This is a genomic window from Rhodothermus profundi (genome assembly GCF_900142415.1).
GTDB classification, from domain to species: Bacteria; Bacteroidota; Rhodothermia; order Rhodothermales; family Rhodothermaceae; genus Rhodothermus; species Rhodothermus profundi.
On the sequence record NZ_FRAU01000006.1, the window covers coordinates 179,015 to 198,644 of the forward strand.

At 59.3% G+C, this 19,630-nt stretch carries 20 protein-coding genes and 1 tRNA gene; 16 read left to right on the forward strand and 5 right to left on the reverse strand.

Annotated features, from left to right (window positions below; translation table 11 throughout):
* Together BUA15_RS10125 and BUA15_RS10130 are read right to left on the reverse strand one after the other, a co-directional pair.
* Complete coding sequence (locus BUA15_RS10125) at positions 1 to 201, reverse strand: hypothetical protein (RefSeq protein ID WP_072715876.1); 201 nt, start codon at positions 199 to 201, stop codon at positions 1 to 3.
* A gap of 21 nt (positions 202 to 222) precedes the next feature.
* Positions 223 to 1,227: a TolB family protein gene (locus BUA15_RS10130; protein WP_245772010.1), complete on the reverse strand. Its 1,005-nt coding sequence runs from the start codon at positions 1,225 to 1,227 to the stop codon at positions 223 to 225.
* A 260-nt stretch (positions 1,228 to 1,487) separates the two neighbouring features.
* Between BUA15_RS10130 and BUA15_RS10135 the strand changes: the two genes are divergently transcribed.
* Positions 1,488 to 1,658: an acyl-CoA thioesterase gene (locus BUA15_RS10135; RefSeq protein ID WP_084660577.1), complete on the forward strand. Its 171-nt coding sequence runs from the start codon at positions 1,488 to 1,490 to the stop codon at positions 1,656 to 1,658.
* Here the strand turns inward: BUA15_RS10135 and recG are convergent.
* On the reverse strand, positions 1,655 to 3,934 hold the full coding sequence (gene recG / locus BUA15_RS10140) for an ATP-dependent DNA helicase RecG (RefSeq protein WP_245772011.1): 2,280 nt from the start codon (positions 3,932 to 3,934) through the stop codon (positions 1,655 to 1,657). The two genes, BUA15_RS10135 and recG, sit on opposite strands and share 4 nt — an antisense overlap.
* A 96-nt stretch (positions 3,935 to 4,030) precedes the next feature.
* On the opposite strand from recG, the gene BUA15_RS10145 reads away from it, so the two are divergent.
* Complete coding sequence (locus BUA15_RS10145; protein ID WP_072715878.1) at positions 4,031 to 4,468, forward strand: hypothetical protein; 438 nt, start codon at positions 4,031 to 4,033, stop codon at positions 4,466 to 4,468.
* 138 nt (positions 4,469 to 4,606) lie between these two features.
* A complete protein-coding gene (locus BUA15_RS10150; protein WP_072715879.1) occupies positions 4,607 to 5,122 on the forward strand; it encodes a peroxiredoxin in 516 nt (171 codons plus the stop codon).
* Between the two features lie 63 nt (positions 5,123 to 5,185).
* Here BUA15_RS10150 and BUA15_RS10155 read toward each other — a convergent pair.
* Positions 5,186 to 5,258: transfer RNA gene (locus BUA15_RS10155), tRNA-Ile, on the reverse strand.
* 215 nt (positions 5,259 to 5,473) lie between these two features.
* On the opposite strand from BUA15_RS10155, the gene BUA15_RS10160 reads away from it, so the two are divergent.
* From BUA15_RS10160 to BUA15_RS10220, 13 genes are all read left to right on the forward strand, one after another.
* Positions 5,474 to 5,977, forward strand: a complete 504-nt coding sequence (locus BUA15_RS10160) for an Lrp/AsnC family transcriptional regulator (protein ID WP_072715880.1) — start codon at positions 5,474 to 5,476, stop codon at positions 5,975 to 5,977.
* A gap of 27 nt (positions 5,978 to 6,004) precedes the next feature.
* Positions 6,005 to 8,209 carry a glutamine synthetase III family protein gene (locus BUA15_RS10165; protein ID WP_072715881.1) on the forward strand — a complete coding sequence of 735 codons (2,205 nt, stop codon included), beginning with the start codon at positions 6,005 to 6,007 and terminating at the stop codon, positions 8,207 to 8,209.
* A 113-nt stretch (positions 8,210 to 8,322) separates the two neighbouring features.
* A complete protein-coding gene (locus BUA15_RS10170) occupies positions 8,323 to 8,919 on the forward strand; it encodes an RNA polymerase sigma factor (RefSeq protein WP_072715882.1) in 597 nt (198 codons plus the stop codon).
* Positions 8,920 to 8,998: 79 nt separating this feature from the next.
* The gene (purB, locus tag BUA15_RS10175; protein WP_072715883.1) at positions 8,999 to 10,294 is read left to right on the forward strand and encodes an adenylosuccinate lyase; all 1,296 of its coding nucleotides are present in this window, start codon (positions 8,999 to 9,001) and stop codon (positions 10,292 to 10,294) included.
* A gap of 94 nt (positions 10,295 to 10,388) precedes the next feature.
* Positions 10,389 to 10,760 carry an NADH-quinone oxidoreductase subunit A gene (locus BUA15_RS10180; RefSeq protein ID WP_072715884.1) on the forward strand — a complete coding sequence of 124 codons (372 nt, stop codon included), beginning with the start codon at positions 10,389 to 10,391 and terminating at the stop codon, positions 10,758 to 10,760.
* A gap of 78 nt (positions 10,761 to 10,838) precedes the next feature.
* Positions 10,839 to 11,423 carry an NADH-quinone oxidoreductase subunit B gene (locus BUA15_RS10185; protein ID WP_072715885.1) on the forward strand — a complete coding sequence of 195 codons (585 nt, stop codon included), beginning with the start codon at positions 10,839 to 10,841 and terminating at the stop codon, positions 11,421 to 11,423.
* A gap of 8 nt (positions 11,424 to 11,431) precedes the next feature.
* Complete coding sequence (locus BUA15_RS10190; RefSeq protein WP_072715886.1) at positions 11,432 to 12,130, forward strand: NADH-quinone oxidoreductase subunit C; 699 nt, start codon at positions 11,432 to 11,434, stop codon at positions 12,128 to 12,130.
* 15 nt (positions 12,131 to 12,145) lie between these two features.
* A complete protein-coding gene (gene nuoD / locus BUA15_RS10195) occupies positions 12,146 to 13,471 on the forward strand; it encodes an NADH dehydrogenase (quinone) subunit D (protein WP_072715887.1) in 1,326 nt (441 codons plus the stop codon).
* Between the two features lie 21 nt (positions 13,472 to 13,492).
* On the forward strand, positions 13,493 to 14,167 hold the full coding sequence (locus BUA15_RS10200) for an NADH-quinone oxidoreductase subunit NuoE family protein (protein ID WP_072715888.1): 675 nt from the start codon (positions 13,493 to 13,495) through the stop codon (positions 14,165 to 14,167).
* Positions 14,168 to 14,173: 6 nt separating this feature from the next.
* On the forward strand, positions 14,174 to 14,647 hold the full coding sequence (locus tag BUA15_RS10205) for a hypothetical protein (protein ID WP_072715889.1): 474 nt from the start codon (positions 14,174 to 14,176) through the stop codon (positions 14,645 to 14,647).
* Positions 14,648 to 14,659: 12 nt separating this feature from the next.
* Positions 14,660 to 16,000, forward strand: coding sequence for an NADH-quinone oxidoreductase subunit NuoF (gene nuoF / locus BUA15_RS10210; protein ID WP_072715890.1), 1,341 nt, complete (start codon positions 14,660 to 14,662; stop codon positions 15,998 to 16,000).
* Positions 16,001 to 16,004: 4 nt separating this feature from the next.
* Entirely contained in the window at positions 16,005 to 16,436 is a 432-nt protein-coding gene (locus BUA15_RS10215) for a hypothetical protein (RefSeq protein ID WP_072715891.1), read from the forward strand.
* A gap of 7 nt (positions 16,437 to 16,443) precedes the next feature.
* On the forward strand, positions 16,444 to 18,174 hold the full coding sequence (locus BUA15_RS10220; RefSeq protein WP_072715892.1) for an NADH-quinone oxidoreductase subunit G: 1,731 nt from the start codon (positions 16,444 to 16,446) through the stop codon (positions 18,172 to 18,174).
* Between the two features lie 311 nt (positions 18,175 to 18,485).
* On the opposite strand, the gene BUA15_RS13745 is transcribed toward BUA15_RS10220, so the two are convergent.
* The coding region (locus tag BUA15_RS13745) for a hypothetical protein (protein WP_178139410.1) at positions 18,486 to 19,630 on the reverse strand (1,145 nt) is incomplete at its 5' end.

Here is a 19,630-nt window from a genome sequence, read left to right on the forward strand (position 1 = left end):
CTATCGCCGCACAAACGTACCGCTGTATACCCAGCGTCCAGCCTCCAATCGATATACATATACCCCCGCCGGCCAATCCGCACCAACTACTCGCAGCCGATGCCGTCCCGCCTCGTAAAACCGATCCACTGGACGCGCCACTTCCCGCCCCAACACATCAAACACCACGAGCCGCACCCGAACCGCCTCCGGCAGATCCACCTCCAGCGTGTTGGTTGATGCTTATGGTAGCTTCCCACAGAGCAGGCAATCTCGAAGCAACGTGTCCAACGCCGGAAACACCGGCACCGAGTCCGGCAACATCGGCCAGAGCACCTCCACGCGATCCTCCTCCAACCAGTACACAAACGGCACATTCCGCGCACCCGGACCCGCCTCCACATCCCGCAAAAAAACCACCGCCCGACCATCATAACTCCAACGAGGGTTGTGTCCCCCTCGCTCAGTCAACTGCCGCAACACCCGCCCCCGACCATCCAGCAAAAAAAGCTGCGGCACCCCCTCCACCCGACGCTCCAGCACCACCTCATCCCCCACCGGACTGGGCGCTACCGAAAACGTAAAGGCCTCCTCCGAACCAAAATCCGTCAACACACGCAACTCCCCCGTCCCAAACTCATAACGCACTACATTCTCCCGATAAACGCCCCCCTCGGCCTGCGGCATGATGCCCACCGCAAACCGATCCCGCCCCCCTGGCATCGCAGCCGTCATCGGTGCCACGGGCCCTATCGCCCTCCTGAGCACCAGATCCAGCACATAGGCTCCCCCCCGATAGGGCTGATCCCGCGGCTCCAACACCACCGACACCAAAAGTCGCCTGCCATCCCGAAACCAGTGCGGAAACGTGGCCGTCGGATGCGACAACAGTAAACTGTCCAGTCCCGTCCAAACCGCTACCCGACCACTCCCCAAATCCAACGTCACTACATAAGAATCACAACATAGGCTCGGTTCGTAGCTCAACGCCAGCCGCTTTCCATCGGGGGACCAATCCACACTGCCAATGCCTGCCCCTAAAAAACGTAGCTGCCGACCATCCCGACTGACCAACCAGAGCTGATTGGGCGGATCCAGCCGACCCGGCGTATACGCCCGGATCAATGCCACCCACCGACCATCAGGCGAAAAACGCAAATTAAACAGACTCTCCGTGCCAGGAAGCGGATCTCCCCCATAATCAAACTGCCCGTCCTGATCCGACTCAACAAACGAACACGCCGACACCAACAACACCCCCCAAACCCCCAACCATCCTCCGCTAAGCCAGCCGTATGGCCCCTTCCCCAATCTCATCAAAGAAATGTTGCGTTGGTCCCAGAATCTGAGAAAACTGCTTTGCTGAAATGCCTCCTAAGGCTTCTAGACCTGTGTAAGAAAGAAATTCCTCTCGGTCAATACCTAAATGTCGCCCCATTGCTGCTTGTTCAACCAGGCCCTTCCCATGCCTCTGCTTCCAACATTGGCATGGAGGCTTACTTGAGCAAATGCGACAGCCTCCAATGCTACCATGCGCCGACAAGTGGCTGCTGTTTGCCATGGAAAGTCCGGTGGCCGCCCGTGCGCGCGGGCTGAACCGCGGGCTGTTTTTCCGGCGCGACGGCACGCTCGTGGCCACCGTCGTCCAGGAAGGCCTCATGCGCATCCGCTCCGACTAGCCCACCCGGGCGAATCCCAGTGACTGCGTGGCGTAGAAGCGGTTGTAGTAGGCGCGAAGAGTGGCGTGCTCGGGCGCTTCCAGCTTTGGATCGCGGCGGATCAGTTCAAAGGCGGCCTCGCGTGCTTTAACCAGAATAGGCTGGTCCTGCGTGATGTCGGCAATTTTCAGGTCTGGCAGCCCACTCTGGCGCGTGCCGAAGAAGTCTCCAGCGCCCCGGAGCTTCAGATCCATTTCACTAATCTTGAAGCCATCGTCTGTCTCGGCCATCACCTGCAGGCGCGTTTCCGCTTCGGCCGTACGTCGGTGGTCCACCATCAGAATGCAGTAGCTCTGCTCGGCGCCGCGTCCGACGCGTCCCCTAAGCTGATGGAGCTGGCTGAGCCCGAAGCGTTCGGCATGTTCAATGATCATGACGGTTGCATTGGGCACGTCCACCCCTACCTCAATCACCGTGGTAGCTACCAGGATGTCCGTCTCGCCATTTTTGAAGCGTTCCATGGCCTCTTCCTTCTCGTAGGGGAGCATGCGGCCGTGGATCAGGTCCACCCGATAGGGGCGAAATAGCTCCTTGAGTCGCCGGTAGCCATTTTCTGCATCCTGCAGGTCCATCTTTTCACTTTCCTCGACCAGCGGATAGACCACGTAGGCCTGGCGTCCTTGCCGGAGCTGCTCCTTCAGAAAAGCATACACTTCGCCTCGCCGTTTTTCGGAGCGGATCCAGGTAATCACCGGTTTGCGACCGGACGGCCGTTCGTCGATAATCGACACGTCCAGATCGCCGTAGAGCGTCATGGCCAGGGAGCGCGGGATCGGCGTGGCCGTCATGAGCAGCATGTGCGGATTTTCGCCTTTGCTGAACAGTTCAGCCCGTTGCACCACGCCAAAGCGGTGCTGCTCGTCCACAATGGCCAGGCCCAGCCGCTGAAACTGCACGCTTTCCTGAATCACCGCATGCGTGCCCACGGCCACATGGGCACGCCCTTCAGCCAGATCGGCCAGGATTTCTTCCCGAAGCGACTTGCGCTGGCCGCCGAGCAGCAGCCGCACCTCGACTCCCAGCGGATCCAGGTAGCGGCGCATATTCGCGTAGTGCTGTTCGGCCAGGATCTCGGTAGGCACCATAAACGCACTCTGGTAGCCATTGTCCACGGCATGCAGAATGGCTGCCATGGCTACCACGGTCTTGCCGCTGCCCACGTCGCCCTGGATGAGCCGGTTCATCTGGAGGCCTGACATGGTGTCGCGGAGGATATCCTCAAGGGCTCGCTTTTGCGCGCCGGTCAGCTCGAAGGGCAGCACTTCGTTCAGAAAGCGATGGAAGCGCTCGCCCGGTGGGCCAAAGCGCGGTCCGGCCACTGCCTGCCGGATCTGCTTTGTGCGGGCCAGCATGAGCTGAATAAAGAAAAGCTCTTCAAACTTGAGTCGTTCACGCGCGCGCGCCAGTTCGGTCTGGCTGCGCGGAAAGTGCACAGCACGCAGCGCCACGCGCCCATCGATTAAGTCGTAGCGGGTGCGAATCCACTCCGGCAGAATCTCCGGAAGCTTCAGACCATGCTGTTTGAAGAACGTGTACAGGATGCGTCGGAACGTTCGGCTGGTCAGGCCGACCTTCTCAAGGGCTGCCCCGCCTGGATAGAGCGCAATGATGCGGCCCGTTGCCAGCGCTGCTCCCTCCCCGTCGAGCCGGTCAAAGTCCGGATGCGTCATTGACAACGTATACCCGAAGCGCTGCACCTTGCCGTGAAAGGCCACCCGGTCGCCGGGCTTGAACGCCTTTGAAACCCATCCCAGGCGGTTAAACCAGACGCACTTTAGCCGGCCGCCGCTTTCGTCTTCCAGAACCAGTTCAAACCGCTTGCGGCCTTTTCCTTCGACAATCCCTGCTGCGCGCACCGTCCCCACCACCGTTACTGCGCCCATGCGCTCATCCAGTCGCCGCAGCGGCACGATCGTCGAGCGGTCCAGGTATCGCCGCGGAAAGTAGTGCAGCAGGTCACGCACCGTATGAACGTCCACCTGGGCTAGCGCCGCGGCCCGACGCGGCCCAACGCCAGCCAAGTAGCGCACCTCAGTTGCCAGAATATTCAGATCGGCCACGCCAGCTGTTTCGTACGATTGCGCTCTGCGACAATTTAACGCATTTTTTTGGCCAGCACATCCCTGGCGTTTCGCCCTTTTCCCAACGTTAGATAAACAACAAAGCTGCGCGGTCTGTGCATGGCACAGACCGCGCAGGCCTCGAACAACTCTTTTATTTTTCTGATGCTGCTTCAAACGGCAACTTCTCTTCTCGGTGTCCGTAGGCTTTTAAAGATCCAGCTCGTGCAGTGGGTCTCCGGACTTTTTCTACTCACTAAACGGAGACGTGTTATGTGTGGACGTTTATCGGGACGCGTGCTGATGCTGCTGATCGGCTCGTTGATGCTAACCGCAACAGTTGTTGCGCAAGACCGCTTCTCAGACAACGATGCCGACTGGTGGCATCGCGTAGCGTTACAGGCAGCGGCAAACGTTGGCAGCGACGATGCAGAAATTCAGCAAATCGGCCTTGAGAACTTGATCTTTCTCACCGTTTTTTACCGCGAACAGCTTCCCATGGATTACCTGTTTCAGGCGGTTGTCGCGGCCTACCAGCAGGCGCCCACGGAAGTGAACCGGACGTTGGCCCGAGCTGCCTTAATCAGCATCGGCACCCCCGCTGCTATAGCTCACCTGCATAGCAATGGCTCCCGAAGACAGGAGCAACTGGCTCGCGTCGAGCTGATCCGCGTATTGCAGGACCAACGCGCACATGTTAATCAGTTCTAATCCTAAATTTCGCAACCAGGTCCTTCCCAGGGGCATAGCATATGCTGTGTCCCTGATTTTATATTGGGGCTAGCCGGAAACTCCGGCCGCTCAAAAGCTTTTTTCCCAAACACGCTACCCAATCTTTTCCTGATCACCATGACACCTGTATTGCTGAGCATGCTGCTGTTTTTTGGTTGGAGCAAAGCCGATCGCCCCAAAGTCGGGGATCCGGCACCCGAATTCGAGGCCCAGGCGACGGGCGGTAAAACGATTCGCTTAAGCGACCTGCGTGGTCAATGGGTCGTGCTCTACTTCTATCCCAAGTCGTTCACGCCGGGATGCACAGCCGAAGCCTGCACGTTACGAGACGCCTACGAGCAAATCCAATCACTGGATGCTATTATTCTGGGCGTCAGTCTGGACAATCTTGAAACCCAGGAACGATTCAAAGCCAAGTACAAGCTTCCTTTCGACCTGATCAGTGACGATGACAAGAAGATTGCAAGAGCGTATGGCGTGCTGGGCATCGGCGGGCTGTATGCCAGACGCGTTACGTTTTTGATCGATCCGGAGGGACGCATAGCCCACATTTTCGAAGAGGTTGATCCGGCGCGCCACGACCACGAGGTGTACGAAATGCTCAAGAAACTGCAGGCAACCGCTAAATCCTGATCGGCTTCCGTCCTTTACAGCAAAGCCCCCGGGCCGGGGGCTTTGCTGTTCTGGGGTTACCGGTGGGCCCGGCAGGATTCGAACCTGCGACCGTCGGATTATGAGTCCGCTGCTCTAACCGCTGAGCTACGGGCCCCTTCTGCCGCGGAAAGCAACCGCCAAGGCGGGCTTCAGGATCCCGTCTTGCGCACTTTCTAAATTTTTAAGCACCGCTCTGGCCGTTGCCTCAAATGCTTCATTTTTTCTTCCAACACACCGGAACCCCTTTCATTCAACATAATTTTTCAGGCAAGTAAAACAAAGGACAAACTTATTTCATCAACTTGTCTTTTAACCTGTATCAATTGAGCCATGAGCGCGGTAGAACGTATCGATGAAATCGATGTCCGCATCCTGGAGCTCCTCCAGGAGCACGGGCGCATGAAACGCAACCGCATTGCGGAAGAAGTTGGCCTGTCGGTCCCTTCCGTCAGCGAGCGCATGCGCAAGCTGGAAGAACGCGGGGTCATTACGGGCTACCATGCGGTGCTGGACCATAAGCGCCTGCATTTCGATATCACGGCCTTCATTCGCGTGATCGTAGACGGCTCGGAGCACTATCCGGAGTTCATCCGTCGCGCCTGCGCGCTGGACGAAGTGCTGGAGGTGCATTCAATCACCGGAGAAGGCTCGCACATTCTGAAGGTGCGCACGCGCAACACCACAACGCTAGAACGCCTGCTTTCGCGCATTCAGTCGTGGCCCGGCGTGCACGGCACCATCACCAGCATTGTGCTGAGCACCTTCAAGGAAACGCGCCGTCTTCCCGTGGTGCCCACCGAACTGGTCCCCGTCGAAGCCTTTGAAATGCCCTGACCTACGCCCGCAAACTGATCTACTGCCATGAACAAACTATTGCTCGACTACAATGTGCTGGCGGCGACCAAAACGCGCCAGGCGCTCAACGGGTCGCGCCCCCAGCAATCGCAGCCCATGGACATTGAGCGCATCTTCGGCGAGAACGTCTTCTCGCTGGAGGAAATGAAAAACCGGCTGCCTCGGAAGGGTTACGAAAGTCTGCTGGCTACCATTGAGAAAGGAGAGCCCCTCTCGCCGGAAATAGCCGACACGGTGGCCCTGGCCATGAAAGAATGGGCCATTGAAAAGGGCGCCACGCACTTCACGCACTGGTTCCAGCCCCTGACCGGCATGACCGCTGAAAAGCACGAAAGCTTCATTACGCCCAATAAAGGGGGCGGAGCCATGGCCGTGTTTTCGGGGCGTGATCTGATCCAGGGCGAACCCGACGCTTCCAGCTTTCCCAGCGGCGGCCTGCGCGCTACGTTTGAGGCCCGGGGTTACACGGCCTGGGATCCCACCTCGCCCGCCTTTATCATGGAAAACCCCAATGGCGCCTACCTGGCCATCCCGACCGCCTTCGCCTCATGGACCGGCGAAGCGCTTGACCACAAAATTCCGCTGTTGCGCTCCATGCACGCGCTCGACCGACAGGCGCGCCGCGTGCTCCGGCTTTTCGGTGTGAAAAACGTTCAGAAAGTCTATCCTACAGTGGGAAGCGAACAGGAGTATTTCCTGATCGACGAAGAATTTTATTACCGCCGCCCCGACCTGATCACCTGTGGACGCACGCTCTTCGGCGCGAAACCACCCCGCGGGCAGGAAATGGAGGACCACTACTTTGGCTCCATTCCGGAGCGGGTGCTGGCCTTCATGCTGGAGGTGGAAAAAGAACTCTATAAACTGGGCGTGCCCATCAAAACGCGCCATAACGAAGTCGCACCGAGTCAGTACGAAATTGCTCCCCTCTTTGAAAATGCCAACCTGGCAGCCGATCATCAGCAGCTCATCATGCAAACGCTGAAGAACGTGGCGCGGCGCTACGGACTGGTCTGCCTGTTGCACGAAAAGCCCTTTGCCGGGGTCAATGGGTCCGGCAAGCATAACAACTGGTCAATGGCCACCGATACGGGCATGAATCTGCTTGACCCGGGCGATAATCCGCACGACAACATGCAGTTCCTGTTCTTCTGCGCCGCCGTCGTACGGGCCGTCCATAAACATCAAGACCTACTGCGCATCTCTGTGGCCACAGCCGGGAACGACCATCGGCTGGGCGCCAACGAAGCGCCTCCGGCTATCATGAGCGTCTTTCTCGGGGAACAGCTTGAAGATATCTTCCATCAGCTCGAACAGGGGGGTGTTCGCGGCAGCAAACAGGGAGGGCTGCTGGGCCTGGGCGTGCCGGTGTTGCCGCCACTCCCACGCCATGCCGGCGACCGTAACCGCACCTCTCCATTTGCTTTTACCGGCAACAAGTTTGAGTTTCGCGCGGTCGGCGCCTCCCAGTCGATTTCGTTCCCGAACACCGTGCTCAACACCATCGTGGCCGATGCGCTCGACGACATGGCCACGATGCTTGAGGAAAAACTGAAAGCGCAGGGTCGGCGCACGAAGCGGGCTTTCGAAGAGGCTGTGGCCGACGTGCTCCGCACCGTTATCCGGGAAGCGAAGCCCATCATCTTTAACGGGGACAACTACGCCCCTGAATGGCACGCCGAAGCCGAGCGACGCGGGCTGCTCAACTTGCGCAACACGGTGGAAGCCCTGGAGCATCTGCTCGACGAAAAGAACGTCCAGCTCTTTGAACGTCACGGCGTGCTTAATCGGCGGGAGCTGGAAAGTCGCTATGAGATCCTGCTCGACCAGTACACCAAAACGCTCAACATTGAAGCCGAAACGACTGAACACATCGCACGCACCATGATCCTGCCAGCCGCGCTGCGGTACCTGCGCGAGCTAACCGAGACGCTCGACGAAGCCAGGGACCTGGACCTGAACGTAGTCGGCGCCCGTGAAACGGCCGAAGAAGTTGCCGCGCTGATTAACGAGCTGCGCCAGCGCCTCGATGTGCTGATCGCCGTCAATCGAAAGCGGGGCAAAACCCCTGAGGAAAACGCGCGCCACAAGTGCTACAATGTCCTGCCAGCGATGCAGGCCGTGCGCGAAGTGGCTGATCGGCTGGAGCGCGTCGTTCCACACGACTACTGGCCCATGCCTACTTACCGCGAAATCCTCTTCGTGAAATAACTGTCGCCGTTGCTTTTTCCAGGCCCGCGCGGGATCGGCGCGGGCCTGTTTTTTTCAAGATCAATCATTACTATCTTGCCTCCCAGAGGACCGGGATAGCTGGCAAGATGCGCATGTCTTCTTCTCCTTCAGCCTCCAGTGAACAGGACCGGGCCTTTGTGGCTGAGGCGCTGCAGGGCAACCAGGCCGCCTATCAGGCCTTAATGGACAAGTACCGTCCAGCCCTTCGCCGCCACATTGCCCGCCTGGTCCGAGACCCCCGCGACCTGGACGATCTCGTCCAGGAAACCTTCATCAAAGCCTTCGCTGCCCTGTCTACCTATTCCACGGAATACGCTTTTTCAACCTGGCTCTACAAAATCGCTACCAACCATGCCATTGACTACCTGCGTCGCAAAAAGCTCAAGACCCTGTCGCTGGACGAACCGATCCATACCAAAGAAGGCACGCTGGAACGCGAACTGGCCGATACAACCTACTTCCCTGACCGCCATATCGTAGAAGATCAGCGTCGCATGCTGCTGCAAGAAGCCATCAACGCACTGCCTGAAAAATACCGGCGCGTGATCGTGATGCGGCATCAACAGGAAAAGTCATATGAGGAAATCGCTCAGGAACTGAACCTGCCCCTGGGCACCGTCAAAGCGCATATCTTCCGGGCTCGCCGCCTCCTCTACAAATACCTGCGCAGCAAACGAAGCAGCCTTTGAACTTTTTTCGTCCGAATCCCCTCCGTTTGTCCCTAACTTCCAGCGTCCCAAAAGTTGCACGCAGGAAACCTCAACGGCTATGATTGCGCGCTACACGCGCCCCGAAATGGCGCAGCTCTGGAGCGAAGAAGCCCAGTACCAGTCATGGCTCGACGTCGAGCTGGCTGCCTGTGAGGCCTGGGCTGAAATTGGGGTTATTCCGAAAGAAGACGTAGAGAAGCTGCGCCGGAATGCCCGTTTCGACATCCAGCGCATTCATGAACTGGAAAAAATCACGCGGCACGACGTGGTCGCCTTCACGCGGGCCGTCAGTGAATCGCTGGGCGAAGAACGTCGCTGGATCCATTACGGCCTTACGTCATCCGACGTGGTGGACACGGCCTGGTCCTACCGCCTCAAACAGGCCAACGACCTGATCCTGGAGGCCCTGGATCGCTTCTTAGAGGTGCTGGCGCGGCGGGCGCGGGAGCACAAACGCACGCTGATGATGGGGCGCACCCATGGCGTGCACGCCGAACCCACAACGTTCGGGCTCAAGCTGGCATTGTTTTATGACATGATGCAACGCAACCGGGCCCGCTTTGTGGCCGCTGCCGAAGAAATGCGCGTGGGCAAACTCTCCGGGGCCGTGGGCACGTTCGCGCATATTCCTCCCGAAGTGGAGCGCCTGACCTGCGAAAAACTGGGACTGAAACCAGCCCCTATCTCCACCCAGGTGCTAGCGCGTGATCGCCACGCACACTACCTGTCGGTACTGGCCCTGATCGGGGCTACGCTGGAACAACTGGCTGTTGAAGTCCGGCACCTGCAGCGCAGCGAAGTGCGCGAGGTAGAAGAAGCCTTTGGCCAGGGGCAGAAGGGTTCATCGGCCATGCCCCATAAACGCAACCCGATCGCTTCTGAAAACATCACGGGGTGTGCGCGCCTGCTACGCGGCTACATGCTCTCCGCTTACGAAAACGTTGCCCTCTGGCACGAACGCGACATCTCCCACTCCTCGGTCGAGCGCGTCATCCTGCCCGACGCTACTACGCTCGTGCACTACGCGCTGCACCGCTACGCTGACGTGCTCGATTCACTGCGGATCTATCCGCAGCGCATGCGCCGCAACATGGAGCTGACCTTCGGACTTTACAACAGCCAGCGCCTGCTGCTGATGCTGATCGACAAAGGACTGAGCCGCGAGGCTGCCTACGACCTGGTGCAGCCCGCCGCCATGCAGGCCTGGGACGAAGAACGCCCCTTCTACGAAATCGTCCGCCAACATCCCGGCATCACCCGGCACCTCTCACCAGAAGAGATCGACGAAGCCTTTGATCCGGCATACCACTTGCGCTACGTGGACGAAATCTTCCGACGGGTCGGACTGGAATAGCTCCATTTTTTAAAGAATCTAACAAACATTGACGAATTCCCAGAAGCTGCGGTACTTTGAGATATTTGAAGGTGTATCCTGCTGAAAAGAGACCATGCTGACTGATTTTATTCCGCTGTTTATCATGATTGGGCTGGCCCTCGGGCTGGCCTTCTCGCTGCTGAAGCTGGCCGAAATTCTGGGGCCGCATCGCCCTAACCCTATCAAGCGCATGCCCTATGAAAGTGGCATGGACCCGGTAGGGACGGCCCACGAGCGCTACACGGTGAAATTCTATCTGGTGGCTATGATCTTCATCGTGTTTGACGTGGAAATCGTTTTCCTGTATCCATGGGCCGTCAGCTACCGAGACTTTCTGGAAGCCGGGGCCGGTCTGGGCGTGCTGGCCGTCGTAGTCTTCTTTTTAATCATCCTGGCCATCGGGCTGCTGTACGATATCAAGAAAGGCGGCCTGGAATTTGACTAACCGCATGCCCGAAACAGCCCCCGCCCTGGCACATTTAACCCGTTCGGGCTGAGGTATTGAATCTAACTGATTTGCCCCATGCTAGATCTTCGAGAAGGGTTTCTAACGACGCGATTGGACGTGCTCCTGAACTGGGCGCGCTCCAATTCGCTGATGCCCATGCCGATGGGCCTGGCCTGCTGCGCCATCGAAATGATGGCCTTTGCCGGCCCTAAATATGACGTGGCGCGCTTCGGCAGCGAAGCCATGCGGTTCTCGCCGCGTCAGGCTGACCTGATGATTGTGGCCGGATGGTGCACCTACAAAATGGCGCATGCCATCCGACGCGTGTGGGACCAGATGCCCGACCCCAAGTGGTGCATCGCGATGGGTGCTTGCGCCTCAACAGGCGGAATGCATCGCTGCTATGGGGTGGTGCAGGGCGTCGACAACTTCCTACCGGTTGACGTTTACATTCCCGGCTGCCCTCCCCGCCCGGAGGCGGTTCTGCACGCCCTGATGGATATTCAGGAGAAAATCCGCAACGAATATTCGGTCGCGCAGGATTACACCTACGGAGAGCCGCGCGAGGCTGCTCCGCCTGCACGCCCGCATGTGCTCTCTCCCGAAGGCGAGGAGCCGGTGGCGCGCGACGTACTGCACCGGCCGCTGAAGTCGACCTGAATGCTGCCATGGCTGAACTATCCGGAAACGACCGCCCAAAAACACCCGAAGCGCTGAAATTCCACTTCACGCCGGTCGATCCACCCCGTGGGGATGAGCTGAATCCCCATGCCAAAGCTACTACGTATGTGCCGGAGGTAGTCGAAGCCCTGAAAGAGCACTTTGGCGACATCATCGAAGCGGTGGACGTGTATGCCGGCGAGCATACGGTGCGCGTCCGCACCGACAAAATCGTGGAAGTATGCCGCTTTCTGAAAGAAAAGCAGGGCTTCAACTACCTGGCCGATCTGGGCGGCATCGACCGCTTCACCGAGGAGGGACGCTTTGAGGTGTTTTACAATCTGGTATCCATTGCGCGCCGCAAGCGCATTCGCCTGAAAGTACGCGTGGACGAAGAAAACCCGGTGGTGCCCTCGGTGACCTCCGTCTACCGGGCTGCCAACTGGAACGAACGCGAATGCTACGACATGTTTGGCATTCGCTTCGAAGGCCACCCGGACCTGCGGCGGATGTACCTGCCGGAAGACTTCGAATACCACCCGCTGCGCAAAGAATTTCCGCTGCTGGGCATCCCGGGCTCCCTCCCCCTGCCTGCCCAAACGCCGGGCGGCCCGCTGACGCGCGATCCCTTCGCCCGAGCCCACGGCTACACGCCCCCAGCGGGCTACGAAGAGCCCCCAGCCGACGAAGAAGTCTCTGAGCACTGAGCCGAACCCACAACCATGAGCACGGCGCCCAGTTTTGTAGGACCTGACCGTCAGGGTCTGTTCAACTTCTGGCCCCGCCACAACGAGGCCATCTATCGCCGGCTAGAAACCAAACATGCGTGGCTGGAAGAGCGGCATCGACCTCCCGGCGGCGACGGCGAGCCCGATCCGCTCGAACATGAGATGATTCTTAATATCGGGCCCCAGCACCCGGCCACGCACGGAGTGCTCCGGTGCATCGTGAAGCTCGACGGCGAGGTCATGGAAAAATGTGTGATCGACCTGGGCTACCTGCACCGGGGCCTGGAAAAAGTGGCCGAACACAAAACCTACCAGGAGTTCATGCCCTACACCGACCGCATGGACTACCTGTCGCCTTACTCCAACAACGTGGCCTGGTGCCTGGCCGTCGAAAAAGTAGCCGGCATCGAAGTGCCGGAGCGGGCCCAGTGGATCCGCATGATCATGTGTGAACTGGCCCGCATCTCCAGCCACCTGCTCTGGCTGGGCGTAGGCCTGATGGACGCCGGCGCCGTATCTGTCTTCCTCTGGGCCTTTAAGTACCGCGAAGAGATCTACAGCATCTTCGACGAGGTGTGTGGCGCTCGTTTTACGGTCTCGCACAGCCGCATCGGGGGCGTAGCGTCAGACCTGTCGCCGACTGCCCTCGCCATGATTCGCCGCTTCGTCGAAGAGTTTCCCAGAGAACTGGCCGACTGGGAGAAAATTATCAATCGCAATAAAATCTGGATCGATCGCAACGAAGGCATCGGCGTCCTGACCGCGGAAGAGGCGATCGAGCTGGGCGTCACAGGACCCAACCTGCGCGGAAGTGGGGTTGACTATGACATCCGTCGCTTTGAACCCTACCTGAAATACGACGAGGTAGACTTCAATATCCCGATCCGTACGGAAGGGGATAGCCTGGCCCGCTACTTCGTGCGGATGGAGGAAATGAAAGAAAGCGTGCGCATTATCCGCCAGTGCCTGGAACGGCTGCCCGAAGGTCCCATCCGCAACGATAACGCCAAGCTGGCTTACCCTTCCAAGGAAGAAGTCTACTACTCCATGGAGGGGATGATTCATGACTTCCTGTACACCGATGTGGGCGTCTGCCCGCCCAAAGGTGCTCACAGCTACCACGCAATTGAAGCTCCGAAGGGCGAACTGGGCTTCTATATCATTTCGGACGGCACCGGCAAGCCGTGGCGCGTGCGCATCAAGGCGCCCAGCTTCTCCAACCTACAGGGCCTCGAATACATGATGGAAGGTGCCATGATCGGTGACATGGTGATTTTGATCGGCACCATTGATCCGGTCATGGGCGAAGCTGATAAATAAACGAGCAACCTACAGGCCACGATGGCTGATTTTGTCAAAAAACCGGTGGTTCCGCTGCCAGATCTGCAACCGGAACCACAGATTCCTGCCGACCAGCTTTACTTTACGGAAGAGGAAAAGCAAAAAATTGCCCGCTTCAAGGAACAGTACCTGGAACCAGCCGGCGCTGTGATGAAAACGCTCTGGCTGGCCCAGGAAAAGTTTGGCTTCCTGCCGCCGGAAGTACTGCAACTGGTGGCCGATGAGCTGGGCATTCCCTATGCTCAGGTGTATGGCGTGGCTACCTTCTACACGCAGTACTACAAAGAAAAGAAAGGAAAGTACGTGCTGGACGTCTGCACTTGCTTTACCTGCCAGGTATGCGGAGGTTACGACATCCTGCACTACCTGGAAGAAAAACTGGGAATCCATAAGGGCGAAACCACACCGGATGGCCTGTTTACCCTCCAGGAAGTCGAATGTCTGGGCGCCTGCGGCTCGGCGCCAGTTTTACAGGTATCCAATGGACCGTATGTCCACAACCTGACGCCTGAGAAGGTCGACCAATTGCTGGAAGACCTGAAACAGGGCAAACTACCGCCCTTTGTTTCGCTGACGCTCCCCCAGGACGAAGCCGAACTGGGGGGCAATCGGCGCTCAGACGCCGAGGCGGTCGAGTCGTACCAGACGCCTCCGGTGGCCCGCCAAACACGCTAAGTCAGGATGGAGGCGGTGCGAACATATTGCTGGAGACGCAAGGCCTTCGACAAACTGGCCGAAATCGGGCTCCTCGTCCCTGACGACCGCCTCATCCTCCAGAAAACGAGCTTCTCGTCCCGCCACGCAGCAGCAATCCGTCGCGGTGAGGAATCCTTCCGAGGCGTTTTTCTGCTGCAGCAGTTCGATATGCGCGTGCAGTTGCTCCGGGCGCTGGATCGGGACAGTGAGCCGGCGCCTGACGTGGTTGCGGAGGAGGCCCCCTTCGACGACACGGTCACAGCACATCCAACAACCGCGGTGGTCGAGGGGACCAGTGCCTTGCTGTCCTTCGACCGCGTGCTCGAAATTCCCCGCCCTCCCGAAGACGCACCCTATGGATCATCGCAGGCGCTTTCTCCACCCGACGCGCTCGCTCCCCGGGCCCGACCTGGAGCTTCTATCGAAAGAGGCCGGTTGTTTCCCAACCCTCGCGCTTAACCTGTGAAGCATATGACCACTAACGGAGTGCAGAGCAAAGCCGGAGACTGGCGAAACTACAAACGGGTGTTGCTCCCGCCCGTGCGGGATCTACACCGGTTGGAAGTGTACGAAGCGCACGGAGGCTACCAGACCCTGCGCGACGTGCTTACCTCCGACCGCTGGGATCCTCGGACCGTGATCGAGGAGGTCAAAAAAAGCAAGCTGCGCGGCCGGGGTGGCGCGGGCTTTCCCACCGGTCTGAAGTGGAGCTTCATGCCACCGGTAGATGACCGTCCCCGCTTCCTGTGTTGCAACGGCGACGAAAGTGAACCGGGCACGTTCAAAGACCGCCAGCTCATGGAATTCAACCCCCACCAGATCTTCGAGGGGATTCTGATCGCCTGCTATGCAATGTCGGTGCGCACGTGCTACCTGTACGTGCGCGGTGAGTTTGCCCGGTGGATCGAACATATGGAGCGGGAGCTGGAAAAGCTCTACGCCCGGGGTTACGTAGGAAAGAACATTATGGGCACGGACTTCTCAGCCGATATTGTCATCCACAAGGGTGCCGGCGCCTACATCTGCGGCGAGGAGTCCAGCCTGATGGAATCCATTGAAGGCAAGCGGGCCTACCCGCGCATTAAGCCACCATTTCCGGCCCAGCGCGGCCTGTGGGGCTATCCCACCACGATCAACAACGTGGAGACGCTGGCCAACGTACCGCTTATTCTGCGAAATGGGGGCGAGTGGTTTGCGTCCATCGGTGCTCCCAACCACCCCGGCCCGGTACTCTATGGCATCTCCGGACACGTCAACCGGCCAGGTGTCTACGAATACCCTACCGGCATGCTGATCACCGACCTGATTTACGAAGTGGCCGGTGGTATTCGAGGCGGCAAAAAGCTTAAGGCCGTCATTCCTGGCGGCAGTTCTACGCCGCCCCTGCGGGCCGATATGATCGACGGCGTGACGATGGATGCAGAATCGCTGCGCGAGGCTGGCTCGATGATGGGAACCGCGGGCCTGCTCGTGCTCGACGAAGACACCGACATGGTGTCGTGGCTGCGACGGGTAACGCACTTTTATGCGCATGAAAGCTGCGGTCAATGCACGCCCTGTCGCGAAGGAACCGGCTGGCTCGAAAACATCGTCACGCGCATTGACGAAGGGGAAGGCCGCCTGCGTGACCTCGACCTGCTCCTGGATCTATGCGACCAGATGGAAGGCCGCACGGTCTGCGCGCTGGCCGACGCGGCTGCCTGGCCGGTGCGGTATACAATCCTGCGTTTTCGGGAAGAGTTTGAAGCCAAGTGCAAACCCAGCCTGATTCCTTCAGGCATCGACGTCGCACCTTCTGCGACCTCCGAATAGACCGATGAAGAGCTCCTACCCGCCTTCGCTGAACGATCTCCTGTTCGAGGAGACCGCCCGGGTGCTTCTGCCTGACCTCGGGGAAGTTGCGCTGCGCATGCGCACCGATGAATTGCCCCGTTTTCTGGACCCAAACTTTATCGAACGGCGCATGGCCCAGCTCCGCCACTACCGGATCTGGGCCATGGTGGGCATGATCTTCGGCTTTCTGGCCATCGCATTACTACTGGTGGCAGCCATTTTTCGCATTCCGCTGCCCGATTACGTGCTTTTTCCTACGTCCTTCCTGTCGCTTTCCGCCCCGTACTGGGGCTTCCGATATGCCCGGCTGGGCACTTTCCTGTTTGCCTACCGGTTGCTCAACCACTACGCCTATGACCTGATCGTATATAAAGACTATCGTCCGGCGCTCCATCAGTTGATCGACCAAACCTGAACGCACTATGCCCCGGATTACCATAGACGGCATTGTTTACGAATTCGAAGGGCGGCCCAAGCTGCTTCAGTTTTGCCTGGACCACGGCATCGAGCTACCTCACTTTTGCTATCATCCAGCGCTGTCGATTCCGGCCAACTGCCGACAGTGCCTGGTGGAAGTGGGCATGCCGGTGATCGACCGGGAAACCGGCAAGCCTAAATTGGACGAAAACGGCCAGCCCGTCATCCAGTTCATGCCCAAGCTCCAGACGAGCTGTTCCCTGGATATGGCCGACGGGATGGTCGTCAAGACGCATCGCACCAGCGAGAAGGTCGCGCGCGCCCAGCGTGACAACCTGGAATTTCTGCTGATCAACCATCCCCTCGACTGCCCGATCTGCGACCAGGCCGGCAAGTGCCCGCTCCAGATTCAGGCCTATAAGTACGGGCCCGAGGGCTCTCGCTTCGAGTTCCTCAAGGTGCACAAACCCAAACGCGTACGGCTGGGCCCCCGCGTGATGCTCGACGCCGAGCGCTGCATTAACTGCACACGCTGCGTCCGTTTCACCGACGAGATCTCCAAAAGCCACCAGCTCACCATCATCGAACGCGGCGTCCGCAACTATCCTATCACACCGCCCGGCGTGGTGTTCGATGACCCGTACTCCATGAATGTTATCGATCTATGTCCCGTAGGAGCCCTGACCTCCATTGATGCTCGTTTCAAGGCGCGTCCCTGGGAAATGAGCGCTACCCCCTCCATCACCATCACGAATGCCAAGGGCTCCAACTGCTACTACTGGGTGCGGGACAACCTGATCGTTGAAATCACGCCCCGGGCCAATGCTGCGGTCAACGAATACTGGCTACCCGACGAAGACCGGCTCGAGTATCACCGCTTCAACGAAAACCGTCCGGACGGCCCCGAGGTGCGCCGCGAAGGTCGTCTGGTGCGGGTAAGCTGGGAGGAAGCCTACGACCATGCAGCGGCATTGCTGGCAGGCATCGACGGCCGCCGCATCCTGTTCCTGGGTTCAGCCTATGCCACCGTCGAAGACAACTACCTGCTCAAACGTCTGGCCGAAGCCCTGGGCGCTGACTCGCCTGTGTACATTCCCCACATCGAACCCGGCCATGGCGATGGCTGGCTCCGCACCGACGATCGCACACCCAACGCTCAGGGCTGCCAGCGGCTGGGCATCCTGCCCGTTGATGAAGCACTCCTGCGGAGTCGGCTGGAAAGTGGTGAGATTCAGGCCGTGTACGTCCTTGAAGACGACCCGGTCGGCTCCGGACTCTTTCCGGCCGAGGCCCTGGCCAACATTCCGGTCATCCTGCACTACTACAACACCACCAACCAGACCCTGGCAGTAGCCGACGTAGCGCTGCCAGCCGCCACGGTCGTCGAAACCGTCGGTACCTACGTGAACTGCGACGGGCATGCCCAGCGCGTACGTCCCGCTAAAGCAATCCGTACCGTCAACCGGGTACTGATGCGGGAGATCGGCAAAAGCCGCCTGGATCAGCACGGCACGCCCTACGACCGCTGGTACAATGAACAACACCAGGTGGACTGCAAGCCGAGCTGGGAGATACTGCCCGAGGTGGCCGAGCGGCTGGGCCATCCACTACGCTACAAGGGGCCCAAATACATCATGCAGGAGATTGCGGAGACAATCCCTGCGTTTGCCGGAGCTACCTACGAAGCTATGGGCCTAGAGGGCGTTCGCCTTGTTGAAATCGGCGCCGAGGTGTAAGACGCCATCTGCTGCGGCGTTTTCTGTACAAAAGCGACGGACGGTACGGTAGCCGTCCTGCGGGACCGGGAGCCCGGCAGGAAATGCCGGGTTGGTTCAAGTCGGTATCGTCGTGTTATCTGATAGCGCCCTCCATTATTCCGCGGCCCAAAGGCACTGGTGATCACATCGGCATGCTCCTCATAACTGTTGCTGATCGGCCAGGGACCTGGTACCTGACCCAGAACCACCACCGCCACGTGCAGGCCCCCTATGGATAGCCAGAAACGCTTCATGACGGAAACGCTTGCTTGAGGTTGTAGCAGACTGGCTCAACGTGTAAGCGTCACCTGCTGCAAAACAACCGCCTTCGAGGCGACCCCCACCGGCACATATCCGAACGACAACCCCCGCCCAAACCATCCGTACATGTGCCCGACCACCTTCCCGCCCCGAAGCACCACCAGCTCCCGATCCGGCACCCGCTCCGGAAGCCACCCGTACAGCCGAACCTCCCCGCCTTCCACCCAACACCACCGCGGATATTTCATCCCTCCCTCAATCCGATAAGGCCCCTGCTCCTGACCCGTCCGCACCTCAATGAGCCGCACGTAGTTCACACTTTTTCCGCCCTCTCGCACCAGATCTCCCACTACCACAAACCGCCCGTCCTCCGACAACAGCAGATGATGGAACCTGCGGATCACCTGCTCCCGCACCTGCCCCGTCTCCAGATCCACGATCCAGAGCAACACGCCCCGCTGCATCCAGCGAACAATGCTCACCACAAACGTCGAACCCCGCAAATCGGCTCTTTCTTCTCGAAGTTTGAGATGGAAATTCGAGCTCAACGCCCGGCGGAACAGCACCCTGCGCTGCGTCAAGTCGTACACGAACAACGTCAGCGGCTCCGAACGCGACGGCTTGACCAGCGCCACCAGCCGATCCCCACGAAAGACCCGATACTGCGCCACACGCCCCTCCCCCGCCTTGATCCCAAACGCCTCCTCCAACCCTAAAGCCAACGGCCGCAACTCTGCGTCGAAAAACCTGAACCGAGAAGCCCCGTAGAAATACCGTCCGCTGGGCGCCATGTGCAGCTCTGCAATCCACTCGCCCAGCACCCGACCCGTCTCGTCCAGCACCGCCCGCGCCGACCAGCTCTCCCCGCGCCACTCGTACAACACCACGCGCCGCCCATCCTCCGAGATCGCCAGCCACGTGCCCCAGGCCTCGTCCTCCCGAAACATCATTGGCAGCGTCTGCTCCCAGCGCAGCCGGCCTTCGGGGTCGTAGTAGCGCAGCCGTCCCTGCTGCAGTCCCAGCGGTTCGAAGACCACCAGGGCGCCGCGCTGGGCGGCCATGGCCAGGCTGCTTTTCTGCGTGAGGGTCAGGCCCTCGATGCGCACGGGGGTTGCCTGCACCCGGAGGCCGTCGAGCGTGCCGCGGGCCAGCACGGCCGCATTCTGCTGCAGCA

Coding starts and splice junctions, on each gene's coding strand:
- BUA15_RS10135 (WP_084660577.1), top strand. CDS start 1,488: ATGCGACAGCCTCCAATGCTACCATGCGCCGACAAGTGGCTGCTGTTT.
- BUA15_RS10145 (WP_072715878.1), top strand. CDS start 4,031: ATGTGTGGACGTTTATCGGGACGCGTGCTGATGCTGCTGATCGGCTCG.
- BUA15_RS10150 (WP_072715879.1), top strand. CDS start 4,607: ATGACACCTGTATTGCTGAGCATGCTGCTGTTTTTTGGTTGGAGCAAA.
- BUA15_RS10160 (WP_072715880.1), top strand. CDS start 5,474: ATGAGCGCGGTAGAACGTATCGATGAAATCGATGTCCGCATCCTGGAG.
- BUA15_RS10165 (WP_072715881.1), top strand. CDS start 6,005: ATGAACAAACTATTGCTCGACTACAATGTGCTGGCGGCGACCAAAACG.
- BUA15_RS10170 (WP_072715882.1), top strand. CDS start 8,323: ATGTCTTCTTCTCCTTCAGCCTCCAGTGAACAGGACCGGGCCTTTGTG.
- purB (WP_072715883.1), top strand. CDS start 8,999: ATGATTGCGCGCTACACGCGCCCCGAAATGGCGCAGCTCTGGAGCGAA.
- BUA15_RS10180 (WP_072715884.1), top strand. CDS start 10,389: ATGCTGACTGATTTTATTCCGCTGTTTATCATGATTGGGCTGGCCCTC.
- BUA15_RS10185 (WP_072715885.1), top strand. CDS start 10,839: ATGCTAGATCTTCGAGAAGGGTTTCTAACGACGCGATTGGACGTGCTC.
- BUA15_RS10190 (WP_072715886.1), top strand. CDS start 11,432: ATGGCTGAACTATCCGGAAACGACCGCCCAAAAACACCCGAAGCGCTG.
- nuoD (WP_072715887.1), top strand. CDS start 12,146: ATGAGCACGGCGCCCAGTTTTGTAGGACCTGACCGTCAGGGTCTGTTC.
- BUA15_RS10200 (WP_072715888.1), top strand. CDS start 13,493: ATGGCTGATTTTGTCAAAAAACCGGTGGTTCCGCTGCCAGATCTGCAA.
- BUA15_RS10205 (WP_072715889.1), top strand. CDS start 14,174: ATGGAGGCGGTGCGAACATATTGCTGGAGACGCAAGGCCTTCGACAAA.
- nuoF (WP_072715890.1), top strand. CDS start 14,660: ATGACCACTAACGGAGTGCAGAGCAAAGCCGGAGACTGGCGAAACTAC.
- BUA15_RS10215 (WP_072715891.1), top strand. CDS start 16,005: ATGAAGAGCTCCTACCCGCCTTCGCTGAACGATCTCCTGTTCGAGGAG.
- BUA15_RS10220 (WP_072715892.1), top strand. CDS start 16,444: ATGCCCCGGATTACCATAGACGGCATTGTTTACGAATTCGAAGGGCGG.